The organism is Streptomyces sp. TAA040 (assembly GCF_000424845.1).
On sequence record NZ_AUKR01000002.1, the window covers coordinates 414,748 to 437,019 of the forward strand.

21 protein-coding genes, 1 tRNA gene and 4 pseudogenes are annotated in these 22,272 nt (G+C 70.8%); 4 read left to right on the plus strand and 22 right to left on the minus strand.

All coding sequences use genetic code 11. From position 1 onward, the window contains the following. The 11 genes and pseudogenes from H300_RS0103815 to H300_RS0103860 form a co-directional block, all read right to left on the minus strand. Window positions 1–786 (minus strand): ABC transporter ATP-binding protein, encoded by a 786-nt coding sequence (locus tag H300_RS0103815; RefSeq protein ID WP_028426377.1) that lies wholly within the window; start codon window positions 784–786, stop codon window positions 1–3. Then, entirely contained in the window at window positions 783–1,739 is a 957-nt protein-coding gene (locus tag H300_RS0103820; RefSeq protein WP_051269409.1) for an iron chelate uptake ABC transporter family permease subunit, read from the minus strand. The genes H300_RS0103815 and H300_RS0103820 overlap by 4 nt, the downstream gene beginning before the upstream one ends. Window positions 1,740–1,774: 35 nt before the next feature. Then, window positions 1,775–2,794: an iron chelate uptake ABC transporter family permease subunit gene (locus H300_RS0103825; RefSeq protein ID WP_028426379.1), complete on the minus strand. Its 1,020-nt coding sequence runs from the start codon at window positions 2,792–2,794 to the stop codon at window positions 1,775–1,777. Further along, complete coding sequence (locus tag H300_RS0103830; protein WP_028426380.1) at window positions 2,791–3,789, minus strand: ABC transporter substrate-binding protein; 999 nt, start codon at window positions 3,787–3,789, stop codon at window positions 2,791–2,793. Before H300_RS0103830 ends, H300_RS0103825 begins: the two co-directional genes overlap by 4 nt. Window positions 3,790–3,933: 144 nt before the next feature. Further along, window positions 3,934–4,785, minus strand: a complete 852-nt coding sequence (locus H300_RS0103835) for a siderophore-interacting protein (RefSeq protein ID WP_028426381.1) — start codon at window positions 4,783–4,785, stop codon at window positions 3,934–3,936. Next, window positions 4,782–5,021, minus strand: a complete 240-nt coding sequence (locus H300_RS32110; protein WP_486583544.1) for a phosphopantetheine-binding protein — start codon at window positions 5,019–5,021, stop codon at window positions 4,782–4,784. The genes H300_RS0103835 and H300_RS32110 overlap by 4 nt, the downstream gene beginning before the upstream one ends. Before the next feature lie 51 nt (window positions 5,022–5,072). After that, window positions 5,073–5,687 (minus strand): annotated as a pseudogene (locus H300_RS24795) (isochorismatase family protein); the annotation flags it as partial. 5 nt (window positions 5,688–5,692) lie between these two features. After that, window positions 5,693–7,300, minus strand: coding sequence for an AMP-binding protein (locus H300_RS0103845; protein WP_028426382.1), 1,608 nt, complete (start codon window positions 7,298–7,300; stop codon window positions 5,693–5,695). Beyond that, entirely contained in the window at window positions 7,297–8,547 is a 1,251-nt protein-coding gene (locus tag H300_RS24800; protein ID WP_051269411.1) for an isochorismate synthase, read from the minus strand. Before H300_RS24800 ends, H300_RS0103845 begins: the two co-directional genes overlap by 4 nt. Before the next feature lie 14 nt (window positions 8,548–8,561). Then, window positions 8,562–9,344: a 2,3-dihydro-2,3-dihydroxybenzoate dehydrogenase gene (locus H300_RS0103855; protein ID WP_028426383.1), complete on the minus strand. Its 783-nt coding sequence runs from the start codon at window positions 9,342–9,344 to the stop codon at window positions 8,562–8,564. Window positions 9,345–9,495: 151 nt separating this feature from the next. Continuing rightward, window positions 9,496–10,176, minus strand: coding sequence for a TetR/AcrR family transcriptional regulator C-terminal domain-containing protein (locus H300_RS0103860; RefSeq protein ID WP_037978951.1), 681 nt, complete (start codon window positions 10,174–10,176; stop codon window positions 9,496–9,498). 89 nt (window positions 10,177–10,265) lie between these two features. Between H300_RS0103860 and H300_RS24805 the strand changes: the two genes are divergently transcribed. Next, the gene (locus tag H300_RS24805) at window positions 10,266–11,045 is read left to right on the plus strand and encodes an NAD(P)H-binding protein (RefSeq protein WP_078515691.1); all 780 of its coding nucleotides are present in this window, start codon (window positions 10,266–10,268) and stop codon (window positions 11,043–11,045) included. Between the two features lie 59 nt (window positions 11,046–11,104). On the opposite strand, the gene H300_RS0103870 is transcribed toward H300_RS24805, so the two are convergent. From H300_RS0103870 to H300_RS24810, 9 genes and pseudogenes are all read right to left on the minus strand, one after another. Continuing rightward, on the minus strand, window positions 11,105–11,578 hold the full coding sequence (locus H300_RS0103870) for a hypothetical protein (RefSeq protein WP_028426385.1): 474 nt from the start codon (window positions 11,576–11,578) through the stop codon (window positions 11,105–11,107). A 28-nt stretch (window positions 11,579–11,606) separates the two neighbouring features. After that, window positions 11,607–11,843: a hypothetical protein gene (locus tag H300_RS0103875; protein ID WP_158678312.1), complete on the minus strand. Its 237-nt coding sequence runs from the start codon at window positions 11,841–11,843 to the stop codon at window positions 11,607–11,609. Next, window positions 11,824–13,356 carry a hypothetical protein gene (locus H300_RS0103880; protein WP_028426387.1) on the minus strand — a complete coding sequence of 511 codons (1,533 nt, stop codon included), beginning with the start codon at window positions 13,354–13,356 and terminating at the stop codon, window positions 11,824–11,826. Before H300_RS0103880 ends, H300_RS0103875 begins: the two co-directional genes overlap by 20 nt. After that, window positions 13,353–14,069, minus strand: a complete 717-nt coding sequence (locus H300_RS0103885) for an ABC transporter ATP-binding protein (RefSeq protein WP_028426388.1) — start codon at window positions 14,067–14,069, stop codon at window positions 13,353–13,355. Before H300_RS0103885 ends, H300_RS0103880 begins: the two co-directional genes overlap by 4 nt. Before the next feature lie 106 nt (window positions 14,070–14,175). Next, window positions 14,176–14,505 carry a hypothetical protein gene (locus H300_RS31735; protein WP_199779124.1) on the minus strand — a complete coding sequence of 110 codons (330 nt, stop codon included), beginning with the start codon at window positions 14,503–14,505 and terminating at the stop codon, window positions 14,176–14,178. 41 nt (window positions 14,506–14,546) lie between these two features. Continuing rightward, the gene (locus tag H300_RS0103895; RefSeq protein WP_028426390.1) at window positions 14,547–14,798 is read right to left on the minus strand and encodes a helix-turn-helix domain-containing protein; all 252 of its coding nucleotides are present in this window, start codon (window positions 14,796–14,798) and stop codon (window positions 14,547–14,549) included. An 833-nt stretch (window positions 14,799–15,631) separates the two neighbouring features. Next, window positions 15,632–15,898, minus strand: a pseudogene (locus H300_RS32115) (hypothetical protein); the annotation flags it as partial. 64 nt (window positions 15,899–15,962) lie between these two features. Then, a pseudogene (locus tag H300_RS32120) lies at window positions 15,963–16,064 on the minus strand (HNH endonuclease); the annotation flags it as partial. A gap of 45 nt (window positions 16,065–16,109) precedes the next feature. Next, window positions 16,110–16,936, minus strand: a pseudogene (locus H300_RS24810) (HARBI1 family protein). 207 nt (window positions 16,937–17,143) lie between these two features. Here H300_RS24810 and H300_RS0103910 point away from each other — a divergent pair. Together H300_RS0103910 and H300_RS24815 are read left to right on the plus strand one after the other, a co-directional pair. Continuing rightward, window positions 17,144–17,767, plus strand: a complete 624-nt coding sequence (locus H300_RS0103910; protein ID WP_028426391.1) for a LysE family translocator — start codon at window positions 17,144–17,146, stop codon at window positions 17,765–17,767. Window positions 17,768–17,841: 74 nt separating this feature from the next. After that, window positions 17,842–18,414 (plus strand): phosphoribosylanthranilate isomerase, encoded by a 573-nt coding sequence (locus H300_RS24815; RefSeq protein ID WP_486583538.1) that lies wholly within the window; start codon window positions 17,842–17,844, stop codon window positions 18,412–18,414. A 704-nt stretch (window positions 18,415–19,118) separates the two neighbouring features. On the opposite strand, the gene H300_RS0103920 is transcribed toward H300_RS24815, so the two are convergent. Then, window positions 19,119–19,189: transfer RNA gene (locus H300_RS0103920), tRNA-Arg, on the minus strand. A gap of 107 nt (window positions 19,190–19,296) precedes the next feature. On the opposite strand from H300_RS0103920, the gene H300_RS0103925 reads away from it, so the two are divergent. After that, window positions 19,297–20,220: an aminoglycoside phosphotransferase family protein gene (locus H300_RS0103925; protein ID WP_028426392.1), complete on the plus strand. Its 924-nt coding sequence runs from the start codon at window positions 19,297–19,299 to the stop codon at window positions 20,218–20,220. A gap of 6 nt (window positions 20,221–20,226) precedes the next feature. Here H300_RS0103925 and H300_RS0103930 read toward each other — a convergent pair whose 3' ends face one another. Next, window positions 20,227–21,648 (minus strand): NsdA family TPR-like regulatory protein, encoded by a 1,422-nt coding sequence (locus H300_RS0103930; protein WP_037978953.1) that lies wholly within the window; start codon window positions 21,646–21,648, stop codon window positions 20,227–20,229. Window positions 21,649–22,272 lie beyond the last annotated feature (624 nt).

The window sequence follows — 22,272 nt, forward strand, 5'->3', positions numbered from 1 at the left end:
TCACTCTCCTCCGAGTGTGGGGACGACCATCGGGGTGCCGGTCACCGGGTCGGGGACGATGACGCTCGGCAGGTCGAACACGTCCTTGATCAGTGCGGCGTCGACGATGTCCGCGGGCGGGCCCTCGGCGACGACCCGGCCGTCCCTCATCGCGACCAGGTGGTCGGCGAAGCGGCACGCCTGGTTGATGTCGTGCAGGACGGCGACCACCGTCCGGCCCTCGTCGCGCAGGCGGGCCAGCAGGCCCAGCAGTTGGTACTGGTGGGTGATGTCCAGGAAGGACGTGGGCTCGTCGAGCAGCAGGCAGTGCGTCTCCTGGGCGAGGACCATGGCCGTCCACACCCGCTGCCGCTGCCCGCCGGAGAGTTCCTGGACCGGCCGGTCGGCGAGGTCGGCGACCCCGGCGGCGGCCATCGCCGCGGCGACGGCCTCCTCGTCCTGCGGCGACCGCACGGCGAACAGCGACTGGTAGGGGAACCGCCCCCGGGCCACCAGCTGCCGGACCCTGATGTCCTCGGGGGCCAGCGGGTCCTGCGGGAGGAAGCCGAGCACCCGGGCCAGCGCCTTGGTCGGGTAGTCCCCGACCTCGCGGCCGTCGAGGGCCACCTGCCCGGCCTCGGGGCGCAGCAGCCGGACGAAGGCGCGCAGCAGGGTCGACTTGCCGCAGGCGTTGGGGCCCACGACGGCGGTGAAGGCGCGGTCGGGAACGTCCAGGCTGAGCCGGGTGGAGACCACCCGGTCGCCGTAGCGCAGGGTGAGGTCCCGCGCTGTCAGGCGTGCGGTCATGCGCGCCTCACCTCCTTGGTCAGCAGCCAGATCAGGTAGCAGCCGCCGATCGCGGTGCTCACGACGCCGACGGGCAGCGCGGTGGGCGCCAGCAGCATCTGGGCGATCAGGTCGGCGCCCTGGAGCAGGACGGCCCCGGTCAGCGCGGCCGGGAGCAGCGGCACCCCGGGCGCGCCCGCGAGCCGCCGGCCGATCTGCGGGGCCGCCAGGGCGATGAACGCGATCGGTCCGGCCACCGCGGTGACAGTGGCGGTGCAGCCGACGCCCACCAGCACCGTCAGCAGCCGCAGCCGGCCGAGTCCGACGCCGGTGGTGACCGCGACCGCGTCGCCCAGCGAGGTCTGCTGGACGGCCCGGGCCTGTGCGGCCACCACCACCAGCAGCACGGCGATCAGCACGAACGGGACCCGCAGCCCGCCCCAGTCCACGCCGTTGAGCGAGCCCGCGCTCCAGCCGACGGCGGCGATGGCCACCTCCAGTTCGGCGCGCAGCACGATCCACGAGTTGACCGCCGTCATCATCGCGTTGACGGCGATGCCGATCACCACGAGGCGCAGTCCGGAGAAGCCCCGGTCGGCGGAGAGCAGGTAGATGACGGCCGCGACGAGCAGGCCGCCGAGCACCGAGCCGGTGGCCAGTTGCGCGGAGGTGCCCGACAGGACGGTGAGGGCGATCAGGGCGCCGGTGTAGGCGCCCGCGTCGAGGCCGATGACGTCCGGACTGCCCATCGGGTTGCGGGTCAGGTTCTGGAAGAGGGCTCCGGCGACACCGAGCGCGGCGCCGAAGACCACCCCGGCCAGCACCCGCGGCAGCCGCCACTCCAGGATCACCACGGAGTACTCCGCGCCGGTCAGTGCGGCGAGCACCTCGCCGGGGCGGGACCAGGACGCGCCGAAGCAGAGTCCGAGCAGGCCCAGGGCCAGGATCAGCACGCCGAGCACGGCGGCGAGCATCACCGTGCGGGGTACGGGGTGCGGTACGGGTGTGCTCACAGCGCCCCCGCCCCGTAGCGGCGGACGGCCCAGATCAGCATCGGGCCGCCGAGGAAGGCGGTGACGACGGCCACCGGCACCTCGCCGGTGGGCAGCAGCACCCGGGAGCCGATGTCCGCGACGAGCAGCAGGATCGGGCCCAGCACCATCGTGTAGAGCAGCAGCCACGGCACCGAGCCCGCCGCGGGTCGCCGGGCCAGGTGCGGCACGATCAGCCCGACGAAGAGGATCGGCCCGGCGACCGCGGTCGCGGCCCCGCTGAGCACGGTGATCAGTACCAGCGCGATGGCCCGGGTCCGGGCCACTCCGGCTCCCAGGGTGTGCGCCACGCTCTCCCCCAGGGTCAGTGCGTCGAGTGCCCGGCTCAGCAGCAGCGCGCCGAGCAGGGAGGCACCGATCGCGGCCAACGGCAGGGCCAGGGGAGCCTGTTCGCGGGCGGCGAGGGAGCCGACGGACCAGAAGCGGTAGACGTCGAAGACGTCGGGGAGGATCAGCCGCATGCCGAGCGCGAGGCCGCCGAGCACCGCGGTCAGGGCCACGCCGGCGAGTACGAGGCGCAGTGGCGAGCGCTGCCCGACGGCGGCGACCAGCAGCGCGGCGAGCACCGATCCGGTGACCGCGAGGCCCAGTTCACCCGCCTGACCGGACAGGCCGAGTGCCGAACCCAGGGTGATGGCGAACCCGGCGCCCGCGGTGACCCCGAGGATGCCCGGTTCGGCCAGCGGGTTGCGGGCGAGCGTCTGGATCAGCGTGCCCGCGGTGGCCAGCGCGGCACCGACCGCGACCGCCAGCAGGGCGCGGGGCGCCCGGACGTCCCGGACGATGACGTGGTCGTCGGTCCCCCGGGGGTCCAGCAGCGCCCGCAGCACCTCCGCGGGCGGGACCGGGCGGGCGCCGATGCCGATGCTCAGCACGGCGACCGCCGCCAGCAGCACGAGTCCGCCGACGAGCACCGCGAGGTGCGGAACCGCGCGCCCGGCACCGGCCGTGCCGGGGGCGCGGCCTGCGGCGGTCACCGGTCCAGCAGCGGCGCGAACGACTCGTCGATCGCGTCCAGAGTCTGCACGGCCTGCCCGTAGGTGGCGGCCTCGGTGTAGCGGATCGGGAAGGTCATCCCGTCCTTGACGGCGGGCAGGTTCTTCCACAGCTTGGAGTCCATGACGTACTGGACCGACTCGGGGACGCTGCCGTCCGCGGCCACCGAATAAGTGATCATGTCGGCCTCACCGAGCGAGTCCGGCAGCTCCTCGACGGAGGGGTACTCGCTCACCGAGGCCGAGCCGGGGCCCTCCTCCTTCACCTCGCCGTAGTACTCCGCGCCGAGGTCCTCGGCGACGTTGGTGCCCCACGAACCACCGAACTCGCGCTGGAAGCTGCCCTTGGCCGTCTCCCCGTACGTGCCGACGTGGCCCACCGCGCGGCCCGGCAGCACGTCCTCGTACTTCTCGGCGAGGCCGGCGGCCTTGGCCTCGTACCTCTCCTGCGAGGCGTCGAACTCCTCCAGCGCGCCGGCGGCGTCGGCCTGCTTGCGGGACAGCTCGCGCCAGGCGGAGGGCACGGTCGGGCCGATGGCCACCACCGGGGCTATGGACTCCAGGCGTTCGACGTCGATGTCACCGAGCACCGGGGCGGGAACGCCGATGACGATCAGGTCGGGGTCCGCCTCGGCGACGGCCTCGTAGTTGGTCTCGGCGGCCTGCTCGCCGGCCACCTTGGTGAGGTCCTCGTAGGTGGCCAGGTCCTCCTTCGTCATCATCGGCTCGCCGCGCTGCCAGGAGGAGATGCCGACCAGCGGCGCCTCGGCCTCGATCAGGGCGGGGACGGCGTATCCGGTCGCGACCACGCGCTGCGGGTCGGCGGGGATGGTGATCTTGCCGTTGTCCGCGGTGAACACCCGGGTCTCGTCCGTCTTCGCGGTGTCCGAACCGCTCTCCGGCGAGGAGCCGCACGCGCTGAGCGCCAGAGTCAGGGCGAGGGCGCCGATCAGGCCCGAGGGTCTGCGCAGGGACATGGGGAACTCCTTCGGTCGAGCAGGATCCACCTGCTCTATTTAGGTTAGCCTTACCTTATCTGATGGTCCGGTCGGTCACGCCCCCGGGCGGGGTGCGCGGGATGACGTCCCGTCACCGCACCCGCGGTGACGGGACGCCGGGCGTCAGTGGCCGTCCTCGTCGAAGTCGACGACGCCGCGCTTCCAGTAGCCGGAGATGTCGTGGTCGGCCCGCTCCAGCCGCAGCGCGTCCCGGACCCAGCGGCGCAGCGGCTTCAACTGCCCCGCCTCACCGGCCGCCCACACGTACACCCGCTCACCCGCGGGCACGGACACCGCCGTCACGGCCTCCGCCAGCGCGTCGCCGGTACCCGCCGGGCGGTCGCCGCGGTGCAGCCAGCGCACCTCGAAGCCCTCCGGCGCGTCCAGGGCGATCTCCTGCCCGGCGTCGGCGACCTCGACGACCACCCCTCCCCTGGCGTCCCTGGGCAGCTCCTCCAGGCGGCGGGCGATCGCGGGCAGCGCCGTGAGGTCGCCGGCCAGGAGGTAGCGGTCGTAGGCGTGCGGGACGATCAGACCGCCGGGCGGACCCGCCACATGCACCACGGCACCCGGCCGCACCGACCGCGCCCAGTCCGAGGCGAGCCCGCCCTCGTGCGGGACGAGGTCGATGTCGATCTCCCCCGCGGCCGGATCGTGACGGCGCACGGTGTACTCCCGCGACGTGGGCGCCGGACGCGGCCAGCGCAGCATCGTCCCGTCCTGCTCGGGCAGCCGCAGCGAGCCGTCCGGCTCCGGGAAGAGCAGCTTCACGTGCTCGTCCGGCGCGTGGGCCTCGAAGCCCTCGGCCCCGGGCCCGCCCAGGGTCACCCGCAGCAGACCGGTGCCGACCGCAGCGGTGCGCAGGACCTCGGTCCGCCGGACACGGATCGGGTACCCCACCTTCTCGGGGCTGCGCCCCGCCCGGACCTCCGCGATCCGCTCCAGGTGCCGGTGCCGGTGGTCGACGCGGCTCATGCGGGACCGCCCGCCAGCAGCGCCGTCCAGTGGCCCAGCTCCGGGCGCTCGGCCAGGTCGGGGAACTCCAGGGACTCCGCCCCCGCGGCGCGCCAGCGCTCGACCAGGGTCATGATCCGCACCGAGTCCAGACCGCGGTCCACCAGGTCCTCCTCGGGGGCGAGTTCGGCGGGGTCGCAGTCCAGCAACTCCGCCACGTCGGCGCGGACCCGCTCGGGCGACAGGGTGGGGGTCATCGGACGGCTCCTGCGGGGGGTGGGCGCCGACAGCGCGGACAGCGCGTCGGCGGTGGTGGTCACGACGCCGCACCGCTGGGCGACGTACGCGCACGCCTCGTCGTGGCGTGCGCGGGAGAAGTCGGCGACCGCGTCGGCCACCAGGAACGGCTGGACGTCGCGCATGAACGCCTCGACGGCGGTGGCCTGGCAGCCGATGTGCGCGTAGACACCGGTGATCAGCAGCTGGTCACGGCCCAGCGCGGCGAGCTGTTCGGCGAGGGTGCTGCGCTGGAAGGCGCTGTAGCGCCACTTCACCAGCACGGAGTCCCCCTCGGCCGGGGCCAGTTCGGGGACGATGTCGGCGGCGGCCGGATCGGAGTCGATCACCGCGCCGATGCCGTCGCCCCAGAACTCGGTGAGCAGCCCGCGGTCCGCGGCGTCCTGCCGGCCCGGCTGCGCGGTGTAGAACACCGGGACGCCCCGCTCCCGGGCCGCCTCCACCAGCCGCACGGTGTGCGCCGTCACCTCGGGCACCGGCGCACCGGCGAACGGCGCCAGGAAGTAGCGCTGCATGTCGTGGACCAGCAGCGCCGCCCGGGCCGGATCGGGCCGCCACCGGACCCGTCCCGCGGGCAGCTCACCGGCCGCGGGCAGCGGGTAGGGCCGGATCTCGGGCAGGGGCACTCTCATCACTCCTTCCGCGCGAGTGCGGCCAGTGCCGCCCTCAGCTCGCGCTTGCTGGTCTTGCCGACACCGGTCACCGGGAACAGCGCCACCACCCGCACCAGGTCCGGCACCTTGAACGCGGCCACCCCGCGCTCGCGCACGAAGCGGCGCAGCTCCGGCCCGGTGGGGGCGGGCTCCGCGGCGGGCACCACCCAGGCGCAGGTCCGCTCCCCCAGGTACGGGTCCGGCACCGCGACCACCGCCGCGTCGAGCACGCCCGGGTGGGCCATCAGATGGTTCTCGACCTCTTCGGCCGCGACCTTCTCGCCGCCCCGGTTGATCTGCTCCTTCGCCCGTCCGACGACCTCCACCTGCCCGCCGGTCGTACGGCGCACCAGGTCACCGGTGCGGTAGAAGCCGTCCGGGGTGAAGGCCGCGGCGTTGTGCTCCGCGGCCCGGTAGTAGCCGCGGATCGTGTAGGGGCCGCGGGTCAGCAGCGCCCCGGTCTCGCCCGGCGGCACGTCCTCCCCGGTGTCCGGGTCGACGACGCGGAGCTCGTCGTCGGGCGAGACCGGACGGCCCTGCGTAGCCAGCACGACCTCCTCCGGGTCGTCCAGGCGCGTGTAACAGACCAGTCCCTCCGCCATCCCGAACACCTGCTGAAGCCGGCAGCCCAGCGCGGGACCGATCCGCTCGGCCAGCTCCCGCCCGCACTTGGCACCACCGACCAGCAGCACCTCCAGCGAGGAGAGGTCCCGCTCGGTGCGGGCCGCGGCCTGCACCCACGCCGCGGCCAGCGGCGGCACCACCCCGGTGAGCGTGACGCCCTCCGCCTCGATCAGCCGGAAGACGGTGTCCGCGTCCGGCCGCGGCGCCATCACCGTCGCCGCACCCGCGTGCAGTGCGCCCAGCACACCCGGCGAGCTGAGCGGGTAGTTGTGCGCCACGGGGAGCGCGGCCAGGTGGACGCTGTCCGGACGCAGCCCGCAGATCCGGGCGCTCTCCCGGACGCTGTACAGGTAGTCGTCGTGGGTGCGTGGGATCAGCTTCGGCAACCCGGTGCTCCCGCCCGAGAGTTGCAGGAAGGCGATTCCCTCCGGGTCGGGGTCCGGCAGCTCGCGCGGCGCGGTCGCGGCCAGGGCGTCGAACTCCTGCGAGCCGACCACCAGCACCCGCCGTACGGAGTCCACCTCGGCCGCGACGGCACGGGCGGTCGCGGCGTGGTCGTGCCGTTCGTGCACACCGGTCGTGACGAGGGCGGCGGCCCCGCTCTGCTCGGCGAAGTGCCGCAGCTCGCTGTGCCGGTGGGCGGGCAGCGCGAACACCGGCAGCACACCCGCCCGCCACATCCCGAACACCACCGGCAGGAACTCCGGGACGTTGGGCAGTTGCAGCACGGCCCGGTCACCCGGCACCAGCCCGGACCCGAGCAGGCCGGCCGCGATCCGGTGGGCACGGGCGTCCAGTTCGGCGAAGCTCCACCGGGTGTCCCCGCCGACGACGGCGGTCCGGTCGGCGTACGCGGCCACCAGCGAGGTCAGCAGTGCGCCGAAGGTCTGCCCCCGCCAGTGCCCCCGGGCCCGGTAGCGCGCGGCCACCTCCGGCGGCCAGGGCGTGTGGTCCGCGCTCATGCCACGTCCGCCACGTCCGCCACGTCCGCCACGTCCGCCACGTCCGCCGCTTCCGCCGCTTCCAGCGCGTCCAGCGCGCCCAGCAGCGTGCGGAACTTCGCGGTGGTCTCCGCCAGTTCCGCCTCCGGGTCCGAGCCGGCGACGATGCCGGCGCCGGCGAACAGCCGCACCGTGCGCTCGCACACCTCGGCGCTGCGGATGGTCACCGCCCACTCGCCGTCGCCGTCCAGCCCGGTCCAGCCGACCATGCCCGCGTAGTAGCCGCGATCCTCCGGCTCCAGGGCGGCGATGGCCGCGCGCGCCCCCTCCTCGGGCACCCCGCACACCGCCGGGGTCGGGTGCAGCGCCTCGGCCAGGCCCAGTGCCGAGCAGGCGGGATCGGCCGGGGCCGTCAGCCGTCCGGTGATCCGGGTCGAGAGGTGCCACATCGTCGGCGTGCCGACCACCTCGGGCCGGTCCGGCACCTCCAGGTCGACGCAGAACCGTCCCAGCACCTCCGCCACCCGATCCGCGGTGTGGGCGTGCTCGCCCAGGTCCTTGGCCGACCGGCGCAGCGCGGCGATCCGTTCGCGGTCCACCGCCGGGTCCCCCGAGCGGGGAGCCGAACCGGCCAGCGGGTTGGCCACCGCCGTGGTACCGCGCCGGGACACCAGCAGTTCCGGACTGGCCCCGACCAGCGTGCGCGGCGCGGGGTCGCCGGGCGCCGTCACGTCGGCGGCGAAGGCGTAGGACGCCGGATCGGCCCGCACCAGACGGGCCAGCAGCGCCGGCACCCACACGGGGCTGTCCGCCGTCAGCTCCAGGCAGCGCGCCAGGACGACCTTGCGCAGCCCGCCGTCCCCGATCAGCTCCAACGCCCGCCGCACGGCCTCGGCGTAGCGCGCGGGTTCGGGACGCGGCGCGGAGGACCACACCGTCCCGGACTCCGCAGCCGGGGCCCGTACCCCCGTCGCCGCGCCCGCCCGCCGCACCACGGCGGGCACCACCAGGCCGGCCGCCGACTCCGGAGCGAAGCCCACGGCACCGGCGACCACGGGCGCGGACAGCCCCGCGGCCGCGGCCGCTTCGAGCGCCTCGGCCGCCGCCGGCGCCTTCGCCGCGCCCCCGGTCCTGACCCGGGCGTGCACACCGTCGGCGAGCAGGGTCCCCCGCGCGGAGGAGAAGTAGAAGGAGCCGGGCAGGTAGGCGGCCAGCAGATCGGCCGCCCGGTGCACGGGGCTGGGGCGCACCAGCGCGGATATGGACACGTCGGCGATTCCTTTCAGGCGCGCAGGGTTGCGCCGCCGTCGACGAAGAGGTTCTGCATGGTGATGTGCCGGGCCCGGTCGGAGACGAGGAACAGCACGGCGTCGGCGATGTCGGCGGGCTCGGCGATGCGGCCGAGGGGGATACCGACCCGGAACTCCTCCGGGGTGCCCTCGACGACCCGGTCGCGGTCGTCCTCGCCCGTCCAGAGCTGACGCTGCATCGCGGTGTCGGTCGAACCCGGCGAGACCACGTTGCAGCGGATCCCGTGCCGGGCCACTTCGAGCCCGAGGCAGCGGGTGAACATGACGGCCGCCGCCTTGGACGCGGCGTACGCGCCCATGCCGGTGCGCGGCACCCCTGCGGCGTTGGACCCCACTGTCACGAGCGCCCCGCTCCCGCGGGGCACCATGCGGCGGGCCAGTTCGCGCAGCACCAGGAAGGTGCCGGTGGCGTTGACGGCGAAGGTGTCCGCCCAGTCCGATTCGGCGGTCTCGCACAGCGGACCCGGGCGCAGGATGCCCGCCACCGACACCCCCACGCAGAGCGGCCCGAGTTCGTGCTCGGCCCGGCCGACCGCGTCCGCGACCGCGGCGGAGTCGGCGACGTCGGCGACGAGCGGGAGGACCTGTCCGGAGGAACGGTCCGCGAGTTCCGCGAGGCCTTCCTCGTCGAGGTCGACGGCGGCGACGGTCGCGCCCTCCCGGACAAGGCCCTCGACCACGGCCGCTCCGATTCCCCGGGCCGCGCCGGTGACCAGTGCCACCGAACCCGCGACCCCCGCATCCCGGGACAGCATGCACGCTCCTCCCCGTCGATCAGGTAAGCCTAACCTAACCAGGTCGGGGAGGGTGTGACAAGCGGGCCCCCGCGAGCGGGGCCCCGCCCAAGCCGCGCCCCACAGGCGCGGATTCGGCGGGTACGCGACAGCGGCCCACCGTCCCGGCCCGTCAGCCGGCCTCGTCGGGGTCCAGGGCGTCCAGGATGAGATCGAGACCGAAGACGAACTCCTGACCGTGGTCGTAACCCGGCTTGAGCGCGTACTCGGTGGCGAGTTCGGCGAGGTGGGGGTACGCGTCGGCGGGCATCTCACGCACCAGGGCGGTCGCGACCTCGTCCCGCTCCGCAGGGCCACTGAACGGCAGGCTCAGTTCCTGGAGCACGAAGCCGTAGAGGTAGCTGTCGATCAGCGAGAAGGCGTGCGCGGTCATCGGCACGGAGAACCCCGCCGCCCGCAGGGCACCGATGACGGCGTCGTGGTGGCGCAGGGTCGCGGGCCCGGGACGGGCACGGGAGTCCATCAGTGCGATCGCCCACGGGTGGCGCCGGAGCGCCGCGCGCACCGAGTGCGCGCGGTGACGCATCGCGCTCTTCCAGTCCGCCCCGTGCGGCGGCAGGTCGATCTCGCCGAAGACGGCGTCCACCATACCGTCCAGCACGTCCTCCCGGCCCGCCACGTGATGGTAGAGCGACATCGCCTCCACCCCCAGCGGCTGCGCGATGGCCCGCATGCTCAGCGCGGCCGACCCCTTCTCGTCCGCCACCGCCACCGCCGCCCGGACCACCCGCTCCCGGCTGAGCGGGGTGCGCCCCGCAGCTCCGCGCCCGCCCTTTCCGCCGCCTCGCACCACGCGTTCCTCCGCTCCCCTTGACCGCCTTACAGGGTAAGGTTAACGTGCCTTACACCATAAGGTCGACACTCCGGCGGAGGGAACATGCCATGGGCACGCAGCACATCAAGAAGGTCTGCATCATCGGAGCCTCGGGGAAGCTCGGGCAGTACATGGTCCGGCACGCGCTGGAGCGCGGCTACGAGGTGGTCGGCGTGTGCCGGGAACGCAGCGTGCCGAAGCTGGACGCGTTCGCGGACCGCATCACCGTCGTCCCCGGCGACACCGACGACCCCGAGGTGATCCGGCGCGCCGTCGCCGGGTGCGACGGGGTACTGACGGTGCTGGTGCCCTGGGGCGTCCGCCAGTACGCCTCCGGCACGGCGCAGGCGGTGCTCGACCACGCACACCCGGACGCACGCCTGGTCTTCTCCTGCGGCTGGCACATCACCCGCGACGGCCGGGACCGGTACTCACGGATGTTCACCCTCGGCGTCCGCGTCGCCACCCGCGTGGCCAAGCTCCTGCGCTTCGCCGAGATCGACGACCAGGTGGAGGCCTGCCGCCGGGTGTTCGCCAGCGGAGCCCGGTGGACGGTGGTGCGGGGCAGCAGCCTGGAGGAGGGCGAGAGCCAGGGCCTCCCGGTCTGGAGCCGGCACGTGGGTGATCCCGTACTGGCCGACGACCTGACCCGCCGTGTGGACTTCGCGCTGTTCATGGTCGCGGCACTGACCGACGACACACTCGTCCAGGAGGCCCCCGCGATCGTCGGCTGCCGCACCCCCAGCGCCCTCGCCCACGCCGACACCACCGCCGCCGCCCACCGGGAGGGCGCCCGGGAAGCCGCGCCGGAGGACGGCCCGCCCCCCGCCGGTACCCCGTCGCCCTGACCGGGGCGCCGGGGGTCGCGGGCGGGAGGGGAGTTCGGGGCCGCGGCCGAGCGGGGGGCTCAGTGCGCCGTGCCCCCCGGTCCTCGCCGCCTCGTGCGGAAGGCGTGCCAGAGCGCCCGGCCGTCGCCGAAGAAGGGCAGCAGGAACAGCAGGTGGGCGAAGTACCACCAGGCCAGGGCCCGGTCGAGGCCGGGCAGCCACAGCACCGCCCCTGCCGCGACGCAGGCGGCCGGCCCGGCCAGGGCCACCGCCGCCGTCTGCCGCGCGGTCATCGTCCCTTCCGCCACCACCGAGGTGCGCCAGGCCGTCCGCTCGATCGCGAGGTGGGTGACCGTGGGTATCCGCTTGAGGACGAGCACGTGCGCCGACTCGTGCAGGGCGAACGGCAGCACGAGCCCCAGAGTGGCCGGTTTGGCCAGCACCACCCACGCCATCTCGGCCGGCACCGCGTCCCCGGACCGTGCCATCCAGGCCAGCGCGACTGCCTGGAGGAGACCGGCGAACACCAGCAGCGGCCACACCTGCGCGGCCACCGCGCGGCCGACGGAGGCGGTTGTGAACTCAGGTGCCGGACATCGTGCTGAGGAGCTGCTCACGGCGCTGCTTCAACCCCCGGTAGACGACCTGGACCATCGTCAGCACGACAGTGAGCACGAGGAAGAGGACGATGATCGGGATCGGGTTGTCGACACCGGTGGTGATGCCCGTGGCACCGTTCTCCTTCTCCACCGTCTCGAAGACCATCGACCCGAAGAACGCCTTCCGCTCCCCGAACTCGTCAGTTCCTGTGGAGAACATGAGGACGAGCAAGGTCCCCGCCACGGTGACCAGCGTGATCAGCGCGGCCCCTGCGGCGGCCTTCACGACCGACTGTGCCTTGAGCATTCCTTCTCCTCGACTCGTTCGTGTGAATTCCTTGCACCGCATACCAGACGAATGCGGCGGCGGCCCCGGCGAGGCTGGCCATCACCGCCCACGGCGGAAGGCTGAGCATGCCCAGCCCGATCGCCGACAGGCCCAGAACGATGATGACCACGGACAGTCCCAGGAACACGGAGAACGGGTTGTCCTTCTCCGCCGGGAACACGATGCTGATGCACGTGGTCATGACCGCCCCGCCCGCGCAGGAGGCCAGTGCCACTCCGCTGACGAGGATCCGGTCCGGGTGGATCGCCGTGGTGAGGGCGAGAGCGGGCACCGCGAACACCGTGAGCAGGACCAACTGCGCCCGGATGAGCCGTCCGTAGACCGCCCAGGCCGAGGTGCGGGCGCCGGGGAGCGTCCGCAGCGGCTGGGTGGCGGTGAACTGGTAGAGCCCGCCGAACGACAGGGCGGCGAGGCCCCACATCGGCGTCATCGTCGGGTGGGCCAGCAGCAGGTAGCCGAACACGGCGACCGCCATCGCCGCGGCGGCCACGGTCTGCGCGCTGCGCAGCAGGCACCAGTCGTAGGGTCCCAGGACACCCCGCAGCCGCTCGCTGCCGGGAAGCTTCAGGTAGCGGGACTGCCGTACGTGCTGGTTCGGGGCGAGCGCGAAGGCGAGTGCCACGAGCCCGGCCGACACCGCGGCAACGGCGGCCAGGGTCGGCAGGGGGCCGATCTCGTTCCACCCCCAGGAGACCGAGGTGACCCAGGTGTACGCGGTCTCCTTGCGGAGGTACGCCCCGGAGACGTCCTGGATCATCGGCGGCATCCGCGCGGAGTAGAACGCCAGCAGGGCGAACATCACGAGGACGTTGAGGATACCCGCCATCCTGCTGAGCCCCACGAGCATCCACAGCCGGGTCAGCAGTTGGTAGAGGACGGAGAGGGCCAGGTAGGTCAGGAGGACCGGGAGGACGATCGAGGAAACGATGTACCCGGTCGCGGAGGGGCCGAGCAGGATCAGCGCGCTGACCGCCAGCGAGACCAGGCCGGCGGCGGCGACCACGGCGGTCATCGCCGCTTCGTACATGAGGAAGGCAGCCGAGCGCTCGCGGTTGGTCACCGGTAGCTGGTAGCTGAGCCGCAGCATCCCCTCGGCGTTGATGAACAGCACCTTCACCAGCAGGAAGGCGATCTGCACCCACAGCAGGAGGGAGACCGTCGAGGTGTCGAAGAGCAGCCGCCACACGGCCGCCTCGTCGGCCAGGGGCCGCAGGAAGAAGTAGGCGGCGGTGCACATCACGCCCAGCAGCAGCACCGCCGCCACCATCACGAACACCCGTACCGGGGCGGCCTTGAGGACTCCGGCCCGCAACACCCGGCGGCGGAAGAAGACGAGGAGCATCCGGGCCAGTACGGCGGAATGCCTCAGGCGTACGGCCCTCATCGCTCGGACGCTTCCAGGTAGTCGAACACCATCGCGGCCAGCGACCCGTGCTCCTCGGTCAGTTCACTCGTCGGCTCGTCGTACACGACGTGCCCCAGATCCAGGAACAGGGTCCGGTCGGCCAGTCGCTCCAGTACGGCGAAGTCGTGCGTGCACAGCAGGATCGAGCGGCCGGACTCGCGGACCCGCCGGAACTCCTTCTCGGCGAGGTGCTGGGCCTCGAGGTCGATGCCGTTGAGGGTCTCGTCGATGACGGTCAGCGGCCGGCGCATGACGAGCGCGGAGACCAGTTGCGTCTTCTTGCGCATGCCGTGCGAGTAGTCCTCGATGAGGTCGTCGTAGCGGTTGTCCATGGAGAACCTGCGGAACAGCGCCGCCGCCTCGTCGTGATCGACGTCGAGGTCGAACAGGCTGCCCATCATGGAGAGGTACTCGCGGGCGGTGAGGAACTCCGGCAGGTAGTCGTTGCTGGACAGGTACATGCCCAACTGCTTCGCCTCCGGGCGCTCGTGTGCATGGCCGCCGATGCGGATGGACCCGGACTGGAGACGCACGAGGTCGAAGACGTTCCTGATCAGCGTGGACTTGCCCGAGCCGTTGGGGCCGACAAGACCGACGATCGAGCCCTCCTCAACCGTGAAGGACACGTCCAGGAGGACGTTGACAATACCGTCGTAGGAGTAGCTGACGTCGTTGACATTCAGGAGAGACACTGTCGCTTGTTCCTTTACCGAGTCCGAAACGAGGCCAGGTGCCCGGGAAGTCCGTACAGCACCGGAGGAGCTTCCCGAGCACCTGGCTTTTGTGCCCGTCAGGCGGCTACACGCATTCGGCACTGACCTTCAGGCCGAAGTCCTTGAAGGACCAGCTTCCGGTGAAGCTCTTGTTCTGGTAGACCACGCACCAGATCACCAGCCCGGCGAAGATGGTGGCACCCAGGCCGAGAATGACGGCGGTGAAGATCAGGAACCAGGCGTCGTAGCGCACGAGACCCCGGTCGACCTTCGCTCTGATCGACGCGACGGCCCGCGCCGGCGCCGTGGTCGCCGCCACGTACGCGCCGATCGACGCATTGGTGCAGGAACTCACGGCCTTCTTCTCCACCGATTCCTCGGTGATGTTTTCCGGTACCAAGGTTGTCGCTGACACAGTTGCTCTCCCCTGTGGTTGAGGTTGACTCGGCGAAGGTGTCATGTCTCCGGCAAGGGCCGCCAGTGTCCTGAAGGGCACCTCTCAAGGCAGCTTCTGAGTATCGCGATGACGGCCGCTTCCGTCCGCGAGGTGATCTGCAACTTGATGAAGACGCTGGTCACGTGCTTCTTCACGGTCCGTTCCGTGATGAAGAGACGCTCCGCGATCGCCGTGTTGGACCGGCACTCACCGAGTGCGGCAAGAACCTCGTGCTCGCGCTCGGTCAGAAGTGACAGGTCGATATCGCGCACCCACGGAGGGATGTTGAGACCTCCGCAACAGGCGGGAGCCTCTTCGTGATCACCATGTGTGTCCGCTGACAGTTTCACTTCGATCCCCCGTTAACGACGGCAATGCGCCCGTTCGCTCGACTGCCCACGATTCGGGCGGTGTGATCAGCACCGCCTCCGGCCACTCGCAGCGATCACTGTAGGCCCGACCCGGGAGCGCTGCAAGAACACGACTACGTGCGGTAATCCGATCGGACACCGAGGGACAGCCGACCGAACCGGAGCGGACCGACAGGCGGACGGACCGTACACACGGAGCAGCCCGCAGATTGGCCGAGAGCCCTGTTGCCCCGGCCGTCGGTGGTCGATAGGCAATCGCCCCGCGCATCCGCCTCCGCATTCACGGCCCTCCACCTCCGGGCTCTCGCCTCCCTCGGTGCACCGCCCCCGTCCCGGCCCCCGGTCGCCCGTATCCGGAGCCGGCCGCCACGGAGCCGGCGGACCGGCAGGCACATCCGCACGAATTCCGCGAGACCGGTTTCTCGACGGGAAGACAAAAAGCCACAAGGGCAGAAGTAGTTCGACACTGCGGCGCATAGGTGATGCTGCACGCACATTCCGGGCTCCGCCGGACTCCCCCGCGAAAGCCCCAGGGCGGAGCGGCATCACCCACAGGTCCTACAGCCGTGACTCGCGATCTCGCTTGTCGCGGGTGGCGTAGTGGCAGCGTTGTGCGCGTGCTTGGTGGGTTCGGCGCCAGCGTGACTGGATGATCACGATCGCCGGTGGTGGCGGTGTGGTGGCCCAGACGAGCCGGTTGAGCAGGCGGCGGATCTCCTCGGCGGTGTAGCGGATCAGCTCTTCAACGCGGCCCGACGGGTCCCCTTTTCGGGTGCCTGGGCAGGGTCAGCCGGTGCGGGCAACAGGTCGTGTCCGTCGGGCTCCTGGAGGTGGCGGTTGCGGGTGTCGGTGATCGTGAGGAAGGCGAGGGCGGCCATGGAAAGGGTGATGTGGCGGTGCCAGGCGTCCCAGGTGCGGACCTCGTAGTGGTCCGGGCCGCAGTCGGACTTCGCGGTCTCGGTAGGGTCGGCCGCGCGGCGAGGTTCCAGCTGTGCTGGTCCTTTTCCGCGCGGCCTCCCTCCGAACCGGACGGGCCCGCTTTCCAGGCATCCGGCTCTCCGGTGACTACTGCGTGAGCTGGGAAGGTTCCCGCTGGTGGATGTGGTCGTGGCAGTCGGCGCAGACCACGAGGGTCTTGCGGCGCCTTGTGGCCATGACTTGTTTCCACTGAACCCTTCTCGGTGACGTCTCGTGACGGTTTGTGCTCTTCGTTCAGGTGGTGCGGCCGTGTTCCATCTGGAGCAGGACGAGGGCGGCTCGGGCGATCCGGGTGATGCTGCCAGGGTCGAGGCTGACCCGGCGCAGAGCCCTGAACGTGACTTTGAGCAGGGCATTCGCGCGCTCGGCGACGACGTGGATGCCACGGATCGCCTTGTTGAACGTCTGCTGTTCGAGGCCGAGTTCGCCGCCCTGCGGCTTCTTGACCGGGTGGCGGAAGCCGTCGCCGGCGTTCTCGTAGCCGAGATCGGTCAGAGTCGGGATGTCCAGAGTGGCGGCGAGCCGGTTCAGCGCGCCGATCAGGCCGTGGGTGCGCGCGCAGGTGGTGTCGTGCTCGCGGCCGGGGCGGACCGGGGACACCCAGAGCGGCCAGCCGTCCGGGGCGGAGATGACCTGCACATTCCCGCCATGATGCTTGTGCTTCCCGGACCACCAGAGATCTGCCCCGTTGGGACCGGGGGCGGCGACGCGGTCGGTGCGGATGACAGTGCCGTCCAGGTTGAGGTGGGTGTACCCGGCGGCCGCCGCCCGCTCCAGTGCGGTGGCCAGGTCCGGGGCGTGGTCGGCGAGCACGGTCAGCCCCTCGTGGAGATAGCGGTAGGCGGTCGGCACCGAGATCCGTCTGTCCCGGGCGAGTTGGGCCAGTCGGGTTCCGTCGACGAACCACCGCAGGACGAGGATCCCCTGCTTGAAGACGCCCAGGGCGCGGGTGTTCTTGCGGGTGCCGAGCCGGTCGCGGTGCGCTCGCACAAGAGCCGGGCCAGGGTCTCGGCGGTCTCCCTGCCGACATCGAGCACGGCGGTGTAGGTGATACTGGTCAACGTGTGAAGCCTCTGGCCGTACGGAACTTGATCTTCGCAGACCTGTTCCTACCAGGGGCTTCACCCCTATCTGACGGCTGGTCACTCGACGCGGTCCGGCTCACCCCGCACGCGGTCACGCACCGCAACCGTCACGTTGCCGAGAAGACCTCAGTAGTGCCGTCGTTGACGCCGCAGGCCCGGCCCATCATCAAGGGAGCCCCCTACATGAGTGTTGAATTCCTCATCACTGCCCTCATCATCGTGGTCTCCCCGGGCACCGGGGCGGTGTACACCGTCGGCACGGGCCTGACACGCGGGCTCCGCATGTCGACCGTGGCAGCCTTCGGCTGCACCCTCGGTATCGTTCCGCATCTGGCTGCGGCGGTCGCAGGTCTTGCCGCCATCCTCCATACCAGCGCGCTGGCCTTCGAAAGCTTCAAGTGGGCCGGCGTCGCCTACTTGCTCTTCCTCGCCTGGCAGACCCTGCGCGAAAAGGGAGCGATGAAGATCGACACTGAGGGTGAGGACCAGACGAAGGACGGTTCGGCAGTACGCGTCATCTGGACCGCCGTTCTGATCAACTTCCTCAACCCGAAGCTGTCCATGTTCTTCCTGGCGTTCCTGCCCCAGTTCGTCCCGGCCAACAGCACCAACTCGCTGCCGCACATGCTCCAACTCTCGGCCGTTTTCATGATCATGACGTTTGTGGTGTTCGTGATCTACGGTGGATTCGCCTCGGCCGTACGCGACCACGTCATCTCCCGCCCGAAGGTGCTGGCCTGGATGCGCAGGACTTTTGCCGTGGCCTTCCTCGGCCTGGGCATCCAACTGGCCCTCGCCAGCCGCTGACTGCAGACCTTCCTGCCCACGCCCCCGGCTCATGAGGATGCCTTCGGGGCAGGCGGAACCGTAGAGGGACGTCGATGCGAAATCCCCTGTTCATCAAGCTCTGCGGGCTCAGGACCGAACACCACGTGGACTTCGCGGTGGAAGCCGGGGTCGATGCCATCGGCTTCGTGTTCGCCGACAGCCCCCGGCGAGTGGACGCCGCCACCGCCGTACGCCTGGTCGAGCGGGTTCCTTCGCACGTGATGACCGTGGCGGTCTTCCGCGATCAGCCAGTCGAATACGTCCGGTCCCTGGCCGCCCTCACCGGCGTGCGGGCCATACAGCTCCACGGACACGAGGAGCGGAGCCACTTCGCCGAGCTCAGCGCAGGAGGATGGACGCTTGTCCGGGGAACCTCGTACTGCGAGCCCGTACCGCGGTGCGGAGAGATGGGCGAGGACCTCCTCCTCCTGGATGCGGCCACACCGGGTGCCGGGATCCCCTGGGACTGGGCCCGGAGGACCTTCCGGTCTCCCGGTGGCCAGTGGCTCCTGGCCGGCGGTCTCACGCCGGACAACGTGGCTGGGGCCGTTCGGGCCACGCGGCCCTGGGGCGTAGACGTGTCCAGTGGGGTCGAAAGCACCCGGGGGTCAAGGACCCGAGATTGATCGAGGCCTTCGTCAAGGCCGCGCGTGCTGCTTCCTGTACAGGTCACGTGCAGTGAGCTGTAGTGAGGTTGGTGTGTGGAGGCGAGGGAGCTGACGGACGGTCGTCCTATGCGGCATCACCCGGGCGTGCGGTGTCCGCGGGGAAGCGGGCCGATCTCCGAACGGCATCGGTTCCGCGAGGGGCTACGGCTCCGGCGGCCGAGCGTCGCCGGGCCGCGAGGTCAGCACTGCGATGGCGACGGATCTGCGCGTCAACGTCCGGTCGGTGGCGGCGTGCGCGGTCCGACTGCCGGAGAGTCCGGCACGAGTGCCGGTCGACGACTCCCCCTCCGAACAGGGCGGCTCCGCCGCTCACTCGCAGGCTGTACGACCTGCGGCGCACCTGTATCACCAACCGGCTGAACGCCGACGTACCGGTGGCCGAGGTCGCACGCCGAGCGGGGAACTCTCCGGAGGCCATTCACTGCCGGTACGAGGGATGCTTCGACGGGTACAGAGGGCTCGCCAACAGGAGGATCGAGAAGGCGGTGGAGTGGGCACCGGCGCGTACCCGCGCCCTGAGCACGCACGGAGAACTCACTCGCCGCGCACTCGCCATCAGCGACGGACAACGAAAAGGACCCGGACTCAGTGGGACTGAGTCCGGGTCCTCATACGCGGCACTCTCACAGGTCAGCCGCTCGGTTACGCTGATCTCCGCGAAGTGCCCCCGGCAGGATTCGAACCTGCGCACACGGCTCCGGAGCCCAGGTGAGCCACGCTGCTCACGGGAGGCTGACCTGTGGCGCAACCGGCTTCGTCGAGCCATGCGGGCATGATCATCACGCCATTACTACGCACATCGCCTGTCGGCTCCGGCTCGCGGACGGTAGCGTCGGTTGCATGGTCCGGGGCGATGACGAACGTGACAGCGAAGCAGAGTTCACGGCCGAAAGCGCGGAAGCCGTGCTGGCGGAGGCGTGTCGTTCGACCGGCCTCGATGCGGCAGGCGCCCAGTTGCTGCGCCTCGGATCGAACGCCGTCTACCGTCTCGCCACCTCCCCCGTGATCGTTCGTATCGCCCGAGAGCTATCCGTCCGGGATCAGATGGACCGAGCAGTGCAGGTCGCCCGCTGGCTGGCCGTTGAGGACTTTCCCGCCACTCGTGCTCTTGCGGGCGTGGAGCAACCCTTACTCGTCGGCGGCCGGGTCGTCACCTTCTGGGAGAACGCGCAGGACCGCGAGGAGTACGCGCGCCTGGACGAACTCGCCGACCTGCTGCGGCGCCTGCACTGGCTGGAAGAACCCGAGTCGCTGCGGCTCCCCTACTTCGACCCTGCCGCCAAGACGTGGCAGTCCCTCCAGGGCCTCGACGGCGTCTCCGCGGAGGACCGGACGTTCCTGGAACAGCGCGCTGCCGACCTACTCAAGGAGTACGACAAGCTGGACTTCGTTCTCCCGTTCGGCATGGTCCACGGGGACGCCAACGTCGGCAACGCCATCCGAAACCAAAGCGGACGCGCCATCCTCATCGACCTGGACGGCTTCGCTCTCGCGCAACGGGAGTGGGATCTCGTGCTCACCGCGCTCTACTACGAGCGCTTCGGCTGGCATACCCGGGCAGAATACGAGTCCTTCGTCTTCCACTACGGCTTCGACCTGTTGAACTGGCCGGGCTACTCGGCGTTGGCCGACCTGCGTGAGCTGATGATGACCATCTGGCTGGGCCACAAGGTCAGCACCGATGCCCGGTCTGCGGAAGAGTTCACCCGCCGCCTCCAGTCCTTGCGCACGGACGGCAGCCGACGCGGCTGGCAGCCGTTCTGACGTCGACTACTGGGCGGCCTTGGCATCAGAGGCCAGCCACATGCGGTGCTCCGCTGCCTGCTCGTGGAAGTCCTCAAGGACCCTTGCCTGTCCGACCGTCGCTAGCCGTTGGCGGAACTCCCTGAGGTAGCCGACGCACCGGGCCGACTTCAGTTGCGCGCCGAGATCCAGAGCATCGAGTGCCACCCTGCATCCCTCTTCGATATCTCCGGCCCGGACGTGGGCGTCGGCCAGTACGACCGTTGCGAAGAAGTCACTCCGGACGTGGGTGCCGCTCATGGCGTTCGCCGCGTGCTCGACGGCCCGGCGAGCGTGGTCGACGTCTCGGAAGCAGTGTGCGGCTTCCGCAGCACACTCGGCGTCGTCGAAGTACGTGATCCACTCCGGCTCGTCGCTGTTGTTACGGCTGTCCAGCGCACGAGCCGCCTCAGAGAGTGCCAGCTCGCACGCGCGGTGGTCACCGGTCCGGGCGAGCGCGCGGGCCTCCATGGCGTGGAACTGGGCATTGAGCGTCGGCGTTGCCACACCGGAGATCCCCATACGGGCTGCACGAGCCAACGTGGCGGCATGGGTGTACCGGCTCAGGTACGTGGCCTGGTGGCTCATCGCCGACAGGATGCTGCCGGCAAGGCGCCGGTCTCCTCCGTCCTGGGCCAGGCGCAGGGCCTGAACGAAGTACCTCTGGGCGAGTCCGTGATGCCCCGCGTCGTAGGACATCCAAGCGGCAAGCAGCGTCGACTCAGCAACCGTCGCGAAGAGTGCCCTGCCCACCGACTCGGTGTATTGGCCGTCAAGTAGTGCCGCCACGTCGCGGCTCAGATACTGGATGAGTGCATGCCGTGCATGTTCGCCCCCGAATCGGTCATCGAGCTGAGCGAACATGTCGCTCGTCGTCTTGACGGCGGCGACATCGGCCAGCCCCACCCGTGGGCCGCCGCTTCGCCCCTCCGGCAGCCGCACGGGCTCGGGCGCTACCAACCAGCGAACCGACGCTTCATCCCACGCCGGTTCCGACGGCTGCGAGTGGACCAGCGGTTCATAGTCACGTAAGTCAGACCGCCACAGCTCACCCAGGGCGTCAATCGCCGCACCAGGGCTCGATGGATACCCGGGTGCACGCGGCAGTTGCTCCTCATCCGCCGGAACAAGGTGCAACTCGGCCGGACTCCGTCCGAGCGCTTCCCCGAGCAACCGCCCGTAGAACTCGTCCGGCGTGCTGTGCCCGTTCTCCCAACTCGCAAGGCGGCGCTTCACGCTGGCATCCGTCGGCAGTGCTTCACCTTGCCGCACAGCCACACGGCGCATCTCGCTCACGAGACGCAACTGTCCCCAGCCACGCTCCTTACGAGCTGCACGAATCTGCGAACCCGTCTCTTGTACCGGCTTCGTCCTCATCACCCTGCCCCGGCGTTGGGTGCTCCCGTCCATGATGACTGTACGGAGTCGATGACTCACAGGGAACGAGTCGACCGAACGCGCAGTAGAGCGCTGGGGTGACGTGGGGTGACGCGTGAAGCGTGGCCTGCGTCCCCTCTCGTCACCTGGCGTCATCTGCCCAGCCCACAGGTCGCCGGAAGATGCTCGATCCAAGGCGGCCAACCGGCCGTTCGAGGACCGAATCAAGGTGGACTCCGGTGCAGATGATGACTCGCCGCGGTGTGCAGTGGCTCTCCGCAGCCGCTGACGATCCGGCCGACTGCCGATCCCAGTGGGCCGACGATCCCCGCCGCCCCCAGGGTCATTGCACGAACAGGATCGGTCCGGTTCGTCGGTCTCGTGTGTGACGTGACGTCATGTACCGGTGTGTGGCGGGGTGTCCCTGGAAAGAAGTGCAGGCACGGCCGTCGGTGATCATGTGGTTGTCGAAGACCCATGAGAACCGAGCGAGACCGTGCCTGCCCAAACATCATCGCCCATGCCCGCCGGACTGGGAAAACTGGCCCTTCCGAACCCTCACGTCGCCCTGCAGAATGCCGCTGACCTGCGGCGCTTCCTGATATGGATACCAGATCCGCGCGGCCTGCGAGGACGGAGGTATCCGATGCTCCCGCT

Bases quoted from the DNA above. Each gene is read 5' to 3' on its own strand.
- H300_RS0103815 (WP_028426377.1), bottom strand. From the start codon at position 786: ATGACCGCACGCCTGACAGCGCGGGACCTCACCCTGCGCTACGGCGAC.
- H300_RS0103820 (WP_051269409.1), bottom strand. From the start codon at position 1,739: ATGCTCGCCGCCGTGCTCGGCGTGCTGATCCTGGCCCTGGGCCTGCTC.
- H300_RS0103830 (WP_028426380.1), bottom strand. From the start codon at position 3,789: ATGTCCCTGCGCAGACCCTCGGGCCTGATCGGCGCCCTCGCCCTGACT.
- H300_RS0103835 (WP_028426381.1), bottom strand. From the start codon at position 4,785: ATGAGCCGCGTCGACCACCGGCACCGGCACCTGGAGCGGATCGCGGAG.
- H300_RS32110 (WP_486583544.1), bottom strand. From the start codon at position 5,021: ATGACCCCCACCCTGTCGCCCGAGCGGGTCCGCGCCGACGTGGCGGAG.
- H300_RS0103845 (WP_028426382.1), bottom strand. From the start codon at position 7,300: ATGAGCGCGGACCACACGCCCTGGCCGCCGGAGGTGGCCGCGCGCTAC.
- H300_RS0103855 (WP_028426383.1), bottom strand. From the start codon at position 9,344: ATGCTGTCCCGGGATGCGGGGGTCGCGGGTTCGGTGGCACTGGTCACC.
- H300_RS24805 (WP_078515691.1), top strand. From the start codon at position 10,266: ATGGGCACGCAGCACATCAAGAAGGTCTGCATCATCGGAGCCTCGGGG.
- H300_RS0103875 (WP_158678312.1), bottom strand. From the start codon at position 11,843: ATGTTCTCCACAGGAACTGACGAGTTCGGGGAGCGGAAGGCGTTCTTC.
- H300_RS0103880 (WP_028426387.1), bottom strand. From the start codon at position 13,356: ATGAGGGCCGTACGCCTGAGGCATTCCGCCGTACTGGCCCGGATGCTC.
- H300_RS0103910 (WP_028426391.1), top strand. From the start codon at position 17,144: ATGAGTGTTGAATTCCTCATCACTGCCCTCATCATCGTGGTCTCCCCG.
- H300_RS24815 (WP_486583538.1), top strand. From the start codon at position 17,842: ATGCGAAATCCCCTGTTCATCAAGCTCTGCGGGCTCAGGACCGAACAC.
- H300_RS0103925 (WP_028426392.1), top strand. From the start codon at position 19,297: ATGGTCCGGGGCGATGACGAACGTGACAGCGAAGCAGAGTTCACGGCC.
- H300_RS0103930 (WP_037978953.1), bottom strand. From the start codon at position 21,648: ATGGACGGGAGCACCCAACGCCGGGGCAGGGTGATGAGGACGAAGCCG.